General features: G+C 71.4%; 8 protein-coding genes. 7 read left to right on the top strand and 1 reads right to left on the bottom strand.

Going from position 1 to position 10,373, the window contains the following annotated elements; genetic code table 11:
- Positions 1–68 precede the first annotated feature (68 nt).
- The 7 genes from ACFY36_RS49505 (at position 69) to ACFY36_RS49475 (ending at position 9,849) form a co-directional block, all read left to right on the top strand.
- Positions 69–1,793 (top strand): enoyl-CoA hydratase-related protein, encoded by a 1,725-nt coding sequence (locus ACFY36_RS49505; RefSeq protein ID WP_499752899.1) that lies wholly within the window; start codon positions 69–71, stop codon positions 1,791–1,793.
- A 119-nt stretch (positions 1,794–1,912) separates the two neighbouring features.
- Positions 1,913–4,708: a phosphoenolpyruvate carboxylase gene (ppc, locus tag ACFY36_RS49500; RefSeq protein WP_499752898.1), complete on the top strand. Its 2,796-nt coding sequence runs from the start codon at positions 1,913–1,915 to the stop codon at positions 4,706–4,708.
- A 123-nt stretch (positions 4,709–4,831) separates the two neighbouring features.
- Positions 4,832–6,172: a cellulase family glycosylhydrolase gene (locus tag ACFY36_RS49495; protein WP_499752897.1), complete on the top strand. Its 1,341-nt coding sequence runs from the start codon at positions 4,832–4,834 to the stop codon at positions 6,170–6,172.
- 99 nt (positions 6,173–6,271) lie between these two features.
- Positions 6,272–7,462, top strand: coding sequence for an MFS transporter (locus ACFY36_RS49490; RefSeq protein WP_499752896.1), 1,191 nt, complete (start codon positions 6,272–6,274; stop codon positions 7,460–7,462).
- Positions 7,459–8,196, top strand: coding sequence for a GntR family transcriptional regulator (locus tag ACFY36_RS49485; RefSeq protein ID WP_499752895.1), 738 nt, complete (start codon positions 7,459–7,461; stop codon positions 8,194–8,196). Before ACFY36_RS49490 ends, ACFY36_RS49485 begins: the two co-directional genes overlap by 4 nt.
- A gap of 226 nt (positions 8,197–8,422) precedes the next feature.
- Positions 8,423–8,629, top strand: a complete 207-nt coding sequence (locus tag ACFY36_RS49480) for a hypothetical protein (protein WP_499752894.1) — start codon at positions 8,423–8,425, stop codon at positions 8,627–8,629.
- Positions 8,626–9,849 (top strand): MFS transporter, encoded by a 1,224-nt coding sequence (locus ACFY36_RS49475; protein ID WP_499752893.1) that lies wholly within the window; start codon positions 8,626–8,628, stop codon positions 9,847–9,849. The genes ACFY36_RS49480 and ACFY36_RS49475 overlap by 4 nt, the downstream gene beginning before the upstream one ends.
- Here the strand turns inward: ACFY36_RS49475 and ACFY36_RS49470 are convergent.
- The gene (locus ACFY36_RS49470; RefSeq protein WP_499752892.1) at positions 9,846–10,358 is read right to left on the bottom strand and encodes a hypothetical protein; all 513 of its coding nucleotides are present in this window, start codon (positions 10,356–10,358) and stop codon (positions 9,846–9,848) included. The two genes, ACFY36_RS49475 and ACFY36_RS49470, sit on opposite strands and share 4 nt — an antisense overlap.
- Between the last annotated feature and the right edge of the window lie 15 nt (positions 10,359–10,373).

The raw sequence follows: 10,373 nt of genomic DNA, 5'->3' as shown, positions 1-10,373 counted from the left end.
CAATATGTCCGACATAAGTGTCTATATCGGGTGAAGCCTGGGGAAGCTCATCTCTCTGGGAGGCCAACGTGCGAATCCTGCTGCTCGTTACGGCGTTCAACGGCCTCACCCAGCGTGCCTGGTGTGCGCTGCGCGAGGACGGACACGACGTCGGTGTGCAGCTCGCGACCGGCGCGGCCGACATCATCGACGGCGTCCGGCGGGCCGAGCCCGAGCTCATCATCTGCCCCTTCCTCAAGGACAGAGTGCCCGCCGAGGTCTGGCGGCACTGGCGCACGGTGATCATCCATCCCGGCCCGGCCGGCGACCGGGGGCCGTCCTCGCTGGACTGGGCCATCGCCGAGGGCGCGCGCAGCTGGGGCGTCACCGCGCTCCAGGCCGTCGAGGAGATGGACGCCGGGCCGATCTGGGCCACCCGCACCTTCGCCATGCCGTCCGCCCCGCCCCGCAAGTCGTCGCTCTACAACGGGCCGGTGGCCGACGCCGCCATGGAGTGCGTCCTCGAGGTCGTGACCAAGGCGGCCGACCCCTCCTTCCAGCCGGCCGCGCAGAAGGAATCGCGGCCGCGGCCGCTCATGACCCAGGCCGACCGCGCCTTCGACTGGAGCGATCCCACCGAGCGGATCCTCCGGGCGATCCGGGCCGCCGACGGGGCCCCCGGGGTGCGTACGGAGATCGGCGGTCTTCCGGTCTTCGCGTACGACGCCACGCCCGGCCTGGCCCGCAAGGTGCGACCCGGCCAGATCCTCAGCCGCCGGCAGGGCGCCGTGCTGGTCGGCACCGGCGACGGGAGCCTCTGGCTCGGCCACCTGCGCGCGGCCGACCCGGGGCATCCGCGGGCCCGGATCAAGCTGCCCTCGACGACGCTGCTCGGGTCCCGCCTGCGCGGCGTGCCCCACTCCCCCTCGCCGGTCGGCGCCGAGCCCGAGTCGCCGGCCGCCTATCGCCAGGTCCGCTACCGGCGATCCGGGCGGGTCGGCTGGCTCAGCTTCGACTTCTACAACGGCGCCATGGCCCCCGGGCACTGCCGGCGGCTGCTGGCCGGCCTGCGGCACGCCGCCGATCAGGACACCAACGTGCTGGTGCTGCGCAGCGGGACCGACGCGTTCAGCAACGGCATCCACCTCAACCTCGCCGAGGCCGCGCCCGACCCGGCCGGCACCGCCTGGGCCAACATCCGGGCCATCAACGAGGTCTGCCGCGAGATCGTCACCTGCACCCGGCAGGTCGTCATCGCCGCCTACGCCGGGAGCGCCGGCGCCGGCGGCGTGATGCTCGGGCTCGGGGCCGACATCGTGGCGGCCCGCGACGGGATCATTCTCAACCCCTATTACGACATCGGGTTGTACGGCTCGGAGCTGCACACCTTCACGCTCCCGCGCCGGGTCGGCGGCGATCAGGCCCAGCAACTGACCGACGGCAAGCTGCCGATCAGCGCCGCCCGGGCGGTCACGCTCGGACTGGCCGACGAAGTCGGCCCCCGCCATCCCGAGGCGTACGGGGAATGGCTGACCGACCTGGCCGACCGCGAGAGTGACCCGCGCGCCGCCCGCCGTCGCCGCCAGGCGAAGGCGCGGCGCCTGGCCGCCGAGCGCGTGCCGCTGGAGGTCTACGAGGCCCGTGAGCTGGCCGAGATGAGCCGCGACATGTACGCCGACCGCTCCGGCTTCGCGGCCGCCCGGCACGCCTTCGTGCACAAGACGCGCCCTTCCGGCACGCCCGCGCGTCTGCTCTTCGAGACGGTCAGCGTTCCTCGCCGCCTCCTGCGTCCCGCGATCCCGGTCTCGGCCTGATTCCGCCCGGGCGAGGTGAGACTTCCCTCAGTTTGCCCGGCGGTGGGGCCACGCCGATACGATCGGCGAAGTCGGGACAGCGCTGTCCTGGAGCACCTTGAGGCGAAGGAGCGCCCCCGATGGCAGACCTGCACGGCCACCTAGATCCTGACGGCCCCGACGCCGCCCTGCGCGCGGACATCCGCCGGATCGGCACGCTGCTGGGCCAGACCCTGGCCCGCCAGGAGGGCCGTCCCCTCCTCGATCTGGTCGAGGAGGTACGCGCCCTGGTCCGCCAGGACGCGCAGGCCGCGGCCGACCGCCTCGCCGCCATGGACATCACCACCGGCACCAAGCTGGCCCGCGCGTTCTCCACGTACTTCCACCTGGCCAACATCACCGAGCAGGTGCACCGGGCCCGCGACCTGCGCCGGCGCCGCGCCCGCGACGGCGGCTGGCTCGACCAGGCGGCCAAGCTGATCGCCGAGAAGGGCGTGCCGTCGGACGAGGTGGCCGCGGCCGCCCGCCGGCTCGCGGTGCGGCCGGTCTTCACCGCGCACCCGACCGAGGCGTCCCGGCGCTCGATCCTGTCGAAGCTGCGCCAGCTGGCCGACACCCTGGACGCCGAGGCGTCCGACGCGATCCTCTACGGCCAGGCCGACACCACCGCCTCGACGCGCAAGTTCGCCGAGCTCATCGACCTGCTGTGGCAGACCGACGAGCTGCGCCTCGACCGGCCCGAGCCGACCGACGAGGCCCGCAACGCGGTCTACTACCTGCGTGACCTCTACGCCGAGGCCGCCCCGCAGGTGCTCTCCGACCTGGCCGAGACGCTGCGCCAGCTCGGCGTGGAGACCGCGCCTACGGCCCGGCCGCTCACCTTCGGCTCGTGGATCGGCGGCGACCGCGACGGCAACCCGTTCGTCACGCCCGCCGTCACCCGCGACGTGCTGCTGATCCAGCACGAGCACGGCATCCAGGCCACCGAGGCGGCCATGGACCAGCTGATCGACGTGCTGTCGGTGTCGCGCCGGCTGCGCGGGGTCTCCCTCGACCTGTCGGCGTCGCTGGCCAAGGATCTCGACAACCTGCCCGAGGTGGCGCCCCGCTTCCGCCGGACGAACGCCGAGGAGCCGTACCGTCTCAAGGTCCGCGCGATCAAGGCGAAGCTGGCCAACACCCGCGAGCGCCTGCGCAACGGCACGGCCCACGTGCCCGGCCGCGACTACCTGGGCAGCGACGAGCTGATCAGCGACCTCGAGCTGATGCGGGCCTCGCTGGCCCGCAACTCGGGCCAGCTCACCGCGGTCGGCGTGGTCGCCACGACCATCCGCACGGTGTCGGCCTTCGGCCTCCAGCTGGCCACGCTCGACGTGCGTGAGCACGCGGAGAAGCACCACGAGGTGCTCCAGCAGATGTACGCGCAGGTCGGCGAGGTCGACGACTACGCCGCGCTCGACCGGGCCGACCGCACGAAGCTGCTCGCCACCGAGCTGACCGGCCGTCGTCCGCTGGCCAGCGCCGACACCCCGCTCACCGACTCGGCCCGCAAGACGTTCGACGTGTTCAACACGATCCGCGAGGTGCAGGACCGGTTCGGCGCCGACGTCATCGAGACGTACATCATCTCGATGACCCTGGGTGTCGACGACGTGCTGGCGGCGGCCGTGCTGGCCCGGGAGGCCGGCCTGGTCGACATCCACACCGGACGGGCCCGGGTCAACATCGTGCCGCTGCTGGAGACGCCGGCCGAGCTCGACGCGGGCGGTGACCTGCTCGACGAGATGCTGTCGCTGCCGGCCTACCGCGAGATCGTGCGGGCCCGCGGCGACGTGCAGGAGGTCATGCTCGGCTACTCCGACTCGAACAAGGAAGGCGGCATCACCACCAGCCAGTGGGGCATCCACAAGGCGCAGCGCAAGCTGCGTGACGTGGCGGCCCGGCACGGTGTGCGGCTGCGCCTGTTCCACGGCCGGGGCGGCACGGTGGGCCGTGGTGGCGGCCCCACCCACGAGGCGATCCTGGCCCAGCCGTACGGCACGCTCGACGGCGCGATCAAGGTGACCGAGCAGGGCGAGGTCATCAGCGACAAATACACGATCCCGGCCCTGGCCCGGGAAAACCTGGAACTGACCGTGGCCGCGGTCCTGCAGGCGACGCTGCTGCACACCGAGCCGTCGGTCGACCAGGAGCGGCTCGCCCGCTGGGACGCGACCATGGACTGCGCCTCGGAGGCGGCCTTCGGCACGTACCGCAGCCTGGTCGAAAATCCCGATCTTCCGGCCTACTTCTGGGCGGCTACGCCGACGGAGCTGCTGGGCGCGCTGAACATCGGCTCCCGCCCGTCGAAGCGGCCGAACGCGGACGCCGGGCTGGGCGGCCTGCGGGCCATCCCGTGGGTGTTCGGCTGGACCCAGACGCGGCAGATCGTGCCGGGCTGGTTCGGCGTGGGCTCCGGCCTCAAGGCGGCCCGCGAGGCGGGCAAGACCGAGGTTCTGGCGGAGATGTACGGCGACTGGCAGTTCTTCAAGACGTTCCTGTCGAACGTCGAGATGATGCTGACCAAGACCGACCTGTCGATCGCCAAGCGCTACGTCGAGACGCTGGTACCGGAGCATCTGCACCCGATCTTCGCGACGATCCAGGCCGAGTACGAGCTGACGGTGCGCGAGGTGCTGGCCATCACCGGCACGTCCGACCTGCTGGAGGGGCAGCCGGAGCTCAAGCGCACGCTGGGCGTCCGGGACACGTACCTGGAGCCGCTGCACCACCTCCAGGTGGCGCTGCTGAGACAGTACCGCGAGCTCAACGAGGCGGACCGCCAGCTTCAGGTGGGCGTGGGGGCGCGGCGGGCGCCGTCCGACTCGACGGCGCTCGAGCGGGCGCTGCTGACCTCGGTCAACGGCATCGCGGCGGGCATGCGCAACACGGGCTGAGCCTGATCTGATCGATGGCCGGGCACTCCTCGCGGGGCGCCCGGCCATATTTACATGGGTAACTTTCCGTGCGATGGTTTGTGGGAGCGCTCCCAAACCCCCTCACTGGAAGCGGAATCCCCCATGCGAAGACTCCTTCTGGCCGGCGCGGCGGTTCTCACCGCCGCCGCGGCCGCCATCGCCGTGGCCCTGCCGGCCAGCGCCGAGACCGCCGCGTTCACCGTGGTCAGCTCGTGGAGCAACGGTTATCAGGGACAGGTGGCGGTCACCAACAACACGTCGTCGACGATCACCACCTGGCGGGTCGAGCTGACCTTCCCCGCCGGTACGACCGTCGCCCAGTCGTGGAACGCCACCCAGTCCGGCACCGTGTTCACGCCCGCGGGCTGGAACGGAACCTTGTCGCCGGGCGCGTCGACCAGCTTCGGTTTCATCGCCAACGGCAGCGGGCGACCCACCGCCTGCCGGATCAACGGCGTCTCGTGCGACGGCTCGACGCCCCCGCCGACCACTCCCCCGGTCACCACTCCTCCCCCAACTGGTTCCACTCCCGTGGCGATCAACGGGCAGCTGCGGGTCTGCGGCGTGCACCTGTGCAACTCGTCCGGGCAGGCCATCCAGCTCAAGGGCATGAGCACGCACGGCATCCAGTGGTTCGCCGACTGCTACAACGACGCCTCGCTCGACGCGCTGGCCACCGACTGGCAGGCCGACCTGCTGCGGGTCTCGATGTACGTGCAGGAGCAGGGCTACGAGACCAACCCGTCCGGCTTCACCTCGCGGGTCAACAGCCTGGTCGACGAGGCGTCCGAGCGCGGCCTCTACGCCATCATCGACTTCCACACGCTGACGCCCGGCGACCCCAACTACAACCTGGCCAACGCCAAGACCTTCTTCGCGAACGTCTCGGCCCGCAACGCCGCGAAGCCGAACGTCATCTACGAGATCACCAATGAGCCCAACGGCGTCAGCTGGAGCGGCATCAAGTCGTACGCCGAACAGGTCATCCCGGTCATCCGGGCCAACGACCCGGACGCCGTGATCATCGTGGGCACCCGCGCCTGGTCGTCGCTCGGCGTCTCGGAGGGCTCGAGCTCCAGCGAGATCACCGCGAACCCGGTGAACGCCTCCAACATCATGTACGCGTTCCACTTCTACGCGGCCTCGCACAAGGACAACTACCGCGCCGAGGTGCAGCGGGCGGCCGCCTCGCTTCCGCTGTTCGTCACCGAGTTCGGCACGGTCACCGCCACCGGCGGCGGCGCGGTCGACCTGGCCAGCACGGCGACCTGGCTCGACCTGCTCGACCGGCTCCAGATCAGCTACGCCAACTGGACGTACTCGGACGCCGACGAGAGCAGCGCCGCCTTCAGGCCCGGCACCTGCGGCGGGCCGACCTACGCGGGCACCGGCGTCCTGACCGAGTCGGGCACGTATCTCCGCAACCGCATCCGTAACTCCTGACACCTTCGAAGGGCTCCGGCGGATCACGCCGGAGCCCTTCTGTCTTACCTGCGTGTAACATTAGCTTGTATAACAACTAATGATCTTGGCAGGTACGGCATGACGGTGATCGAGCGCGAGGCGATGAGCCCGGCCCAGATCAGGCTTTCCTCGACGCTTCTGACGTCATCGCTGATCGGCCGGCTGCCGCAGGCCATGTCCTCGCTGGCGCTGCTGCGCGTCGTGCTCGACGCCGGCGGCTCGTACGCCTTCGCCGGCGCCCTGACCTCGATCTACATTCTCGCCGGCACGGTCGGAGCGCCGCTGATCAGCCGCACGATCGACCGCACCGGGCGGGCGCGCCCGACGCTGCTCGGCGCGGCCGTCGCGTCCGGACTGGCCTTCCTCGGCATCGCGGTGACCGCCCCGGATCATCAGACCGCGGCCGTCGTCCTCACCCTGATCGCCGGTATCGCGGCGCCGCCGCTGGAGCCGGTCCTGCGCAGCCTGTGGCCCCGCTTCATGCGCCCCGGCACGCAGCTCACCAAGGCGTTCAGCGCCGACGCGGCCGTACAGGAACTGATCTTCGTCCTGGGTCCTCTCTTCAGCGCGATCAGCATCGCCGTGCTGGGCGCGCCGGGCGCGGTCGCCGTCATGGGCGTCATCGGGCTGGCCGGCACCGCGCTGTTCTGCTCGCACGGCATCCTCGAACGCGCCGCCCCGGCCGCGCACACCGGCAAGCGGGGATCGCCGCTGCGCTACGCGGCCATCCGCACCCTGGTCCTGGCCCAGGTCGCGGCCGGCGTGCCGGTCGGCGTGCTGGCCATCACGGCCACCGCCCACGCCACCAGCGCCGGCAACCCCGCCCTGTCCGGCTGGGGCCTGGCCGTGAACGGCGTCGGGGCGTTCGCCGGGGCGATCTACATCAGCCGTCATCCCTTCCGGACCGCTCCCGAACGTCTCGTCCGGCCCGGGCTGCTGCTGGTGGCGCTCTTCTACGCGCCCACCGCATTTGTGCAGACGCCGCCCGCGTACTGGCTGACCGCCGCTTTCGTCAGCGGGATCTGCCTGGCGCCGTACCTCACCCTGGTCTTCCGGGCGACGGAGTCGAGCGCCCCGGCCGCGCTGGCCACGGAGGCCAACGCGTGGATCGTGAGTGCCTTCAGCGTGGGCATCGGCGCCGGGACGTACCTGGCCGGCCTGCTGACCGACCATTGGGGACCCGGCGGAACCACGGCCGCCGTGCTCGGCGCGTCGGCGATCGCGGCGTTCGGCGCCCTGCGGGCCGGTTTCCGTACCATCACCGCGTGACCGACCGTCTCTCCTTCCTGTCGGCGCCGCTGGCCCGCGACGCCGGGGTGCCGCTGCGCGTCCAGGTGCACAGCCGCATCCTCGACGGCATCCGCACCGGCGCCCTCACCCCCGGCTCGATGATCCCCACCGAGATCGAGATCGGCCGCCTGCTCGGCGTGAGCCGCACGGTCGTCCGCGAGGCCCTGATGCTGCTCGACGAGGACGGCTTCATCGTCTCCCGCCGGGGCATCGGCCGCTTCGTGGCCGACGCCGTCCCCGAGGCCGGCCTGGAACGCCTGCGCCCCCTGGAAGACCTGCTGAGCATGCCCGGCAGCGTCCTGGAACTGCGCCGCACGCAGGCCGCACTGCAGGAGACAACCTCGACCTACATAGCCGAGGAGCTGTCGATTCCGGCCGACTCGGCGGCGTGGTTCTTCGAGACGGTCGTACGGCGTGACGGCCAGCCGATCGCCCTCAGCCAGGAACACCTACCCGCGGACGCCCCGCTCGACTCTCTGTCCGCCAACGAAACGGCTCTGTCCGCCCTGCTCGACCGCCTGGGCTCCGGCGTGGTCCGCTTCACGGCCGGCCTGCTCGGCGAGTCCCGGGCGGCGCCGCTGGACGCCGACCCGGGCGAGCCCGTCCTGATCGTCACGCAGACCGCAAAGCTCGACGGCCGCCCCATCTACCTCGCGAAACACATGCTCCGCGCGGGAGCCGGCCAGCTGTCGGTTCGCCAGCCCGGACTTTGACGGCGGTTCCCCGCCCGGAGCAGTTCATCGACTTCCCTCCGCTGCGGATCAACACCACAGGGCTCCTGTGCAGCGCGCCACAAGGGCCGTGCAGCGCTGCACAGGGGCGGAGTGCCATACGGCTATCACCGGCACCATGCGCCTGACCCGTCCGTGTCGAAATTCGGCTGCCGCCGCGGCGCCGGCGCGCTGAGATGGTGTCGAACCCGCGCGAAAAGAGGCCTGTGTGTCCCGATGGAAGATGCTGGAGACATGGGACCGCGATCTCCCCGGCCTCACCGACGCGCAGCTGCTGGACCGGCTCGAGTTGGCCCGGGAGCGCGAGGAGTCGTCCGGCCGATCCCCCGGCCGGAACCCCAAGGCCCGCCGCGACTGGCGCCGCCGCCGCGAGGCCGTCGAGGCTGAGATGCAATCGCGGCGCGCCGCCCGTTGAGAGACTTCCGCCTGCTGTGGCTGGGGCAGAGCACGAGCCGGTTCGGCAGTGCTGTCACCGCGATCGCGATGCCGCTGGTGGCAGTCGGCGTTCTCGGCGCCTCGACGTTTCAGGTGGCGCTGTTGCCGGCCGCGGTCTGGCTGCCGTGGCTGCTGGTCGGTTTGCCGGCCGGCGTCTGGGTCGACCGGCTTCCGCGCCGTCCCGTGCTGATCGCCTGTGACGCCGTTTCCCTGGTGCTGTTCGTCAGCGTGCCGATCGCCGCCTCGCTGCACGCGCTGACCATGGCGCATCTGCTCGGTGTGGCCCTGCTGGCCGGCACGGCTTCCGTGTTCGCCGAGACCGCCTCCCCGGTCTACCTGGCCTCGCTGCTCAGCCCGGACCGGCTGGCCGACGGCAACGCCAGACTTCAGGGCAGCGAGGCCGCCGCACAGGTCGCCGGGCCGGGCGTGGGCGGCCTCGTCGCGCAGGCCTTCGGCGCCGTGACCGGGCTGCTGGTGGACGCGGTCAGCTTTCTGGTCTCCATCGCCTGCCTGCTGGCTCTGCGCCACCGCGAACCACCGCGCCCGGCGGCGCCCCGGCGCGCGGTGCGGTCCGAGGCCGCCGAGGGGCTGCGTTTCCTGGCGCACGACCCGTACCTGCGGACCATGGCGGCATTCGGGGCCGCGGGCAACCTGGCGCTGACCGGCTACCAGTCGATCCTCGTCGTCTTCCTGGTGCGCGAGATCGGGGCCGATCCCGGCACGGCCGGCCTCGTGGTCGCCGCCATGAGTTGTGGCGGGCTTCTGGGCGCGCTGGCCGCCGGCGCGATGGCCCGGCGCTTCGGCACGGCGTACGGCATGGTGGCCTGTCAGGCCGGCGCGGCGCCGTTCGCCCTGCTCATCCCCCTCGCCGGCCCCGGCCCTCGCCTGGCCTTCGCCGTCGTCGGCGGCGTGGTGGCCGGCGCCGGCATCGTCGCCGGGAACATCATCAAGGACAGTTTCCGCCAGCTCTACACCCCGCGCCCGCTCCTGGGCCGGGTCATCACCGCGATGCAGCTGGTCAACTACGGCGCCATTCCCCTGGGCGCGCTGCTCGGCGGCTCCCTGGGCGTCACGCTGGGCCTGCGCCCGACCCTGTGGCTCATGGCGGCGTCCCTGGTCCTTGCGACCACCATCCTGCTCACCAGCCCGATCCGCACGCACCGCGACCTGCCCGCCGCGGAACGCCGAACCTCCTCCTAGGACAGCCGAAACGCCCTGCCGGAGGCGGCCGCTTCCTCAGTGGTGATCCAGGAAGAGTCTCCCGGCCACGCCACGCCGCCGTCGGCAACGGGCCAGATGCGCGCGGCGCCCAATGCCATGAGCTCGGTCCCCCGCACGTTCGTCGTTTGCGGGAAACCGATCACCTGGATGACCCCGTGACCTATTGCGATCACCGCCTTGTAGGCGCGGAGCTGGAACGGGCTGACCACGAAGTCGCGCTGCCTGAGCTGAGCTATCGGAGCCTCCGGCGACAACAGACGGCGTGCGGACAGGTGCACGTAGACTCCGCCGGGCGGTCGGCGGCTCCGATAGAACTCCTGGACATGAACGGCGGGCACGGTTCTGTCCGGACCGAGGAGGTCCGACACGACTGCCGTTTTGAAGGACCACGCACTCAGCGTCGCCTGATCTTCGGGGTCGAGTTCGAAGTCGTCGCCGGCCAGGAGTTTCGACAAAAGGGCCCGGGTCGTCGATTCGAGCTGTGACATCCACCCGTTGTTACA

The sequence above is a fragment of the Actinoplanes sp. NPDC000266 genome, assembly GCF_042899005.1.
Classification (GTDB): Bacteria; Actinomycetota; Actinomycetes; order Mycobacteriales; family Micromonosporaceae; genus Actinoplanes.
Note: the sequence above shows the minus strand (reverse complement) of the source record. Positions and strands in the feature narration are given on the sequence as shown.

What these genes read in the sequence shown, in the direction of transcription:
- ppc (WP_499752898.1), top strand. Translation starts at nt 1,913, where the DNA reads ATGGCAGACCTGCACGGCCACCTAGATCCTGACGGCCCCGACGCCGCC.
- ACFY36_RS49495 (WP_499752897.1), top strand. Translation starts at nt 4,832, where the DNA reads ATGCGAAGACTCCTTCTGGCCGGCGCGGCGGTTCTCACCGCCGCCGCG.
- ACFY36_RS49490 (WP_499752896.1), top strand. Translation starts at nt 6,272, where the DNA reads ATGACGGTGATCGAGCGCGAGGCGATGAGCCCGGCCCAGATCAGGCTT.
- ACFY36_RS49470 (WP_499752892.1), bottom strand. Translation starts at nt 10,358, where the DNA reads ATGTCACAGCTCGAATCGACGACCCGGGCCCTTTTGTCGAAACTCCTG.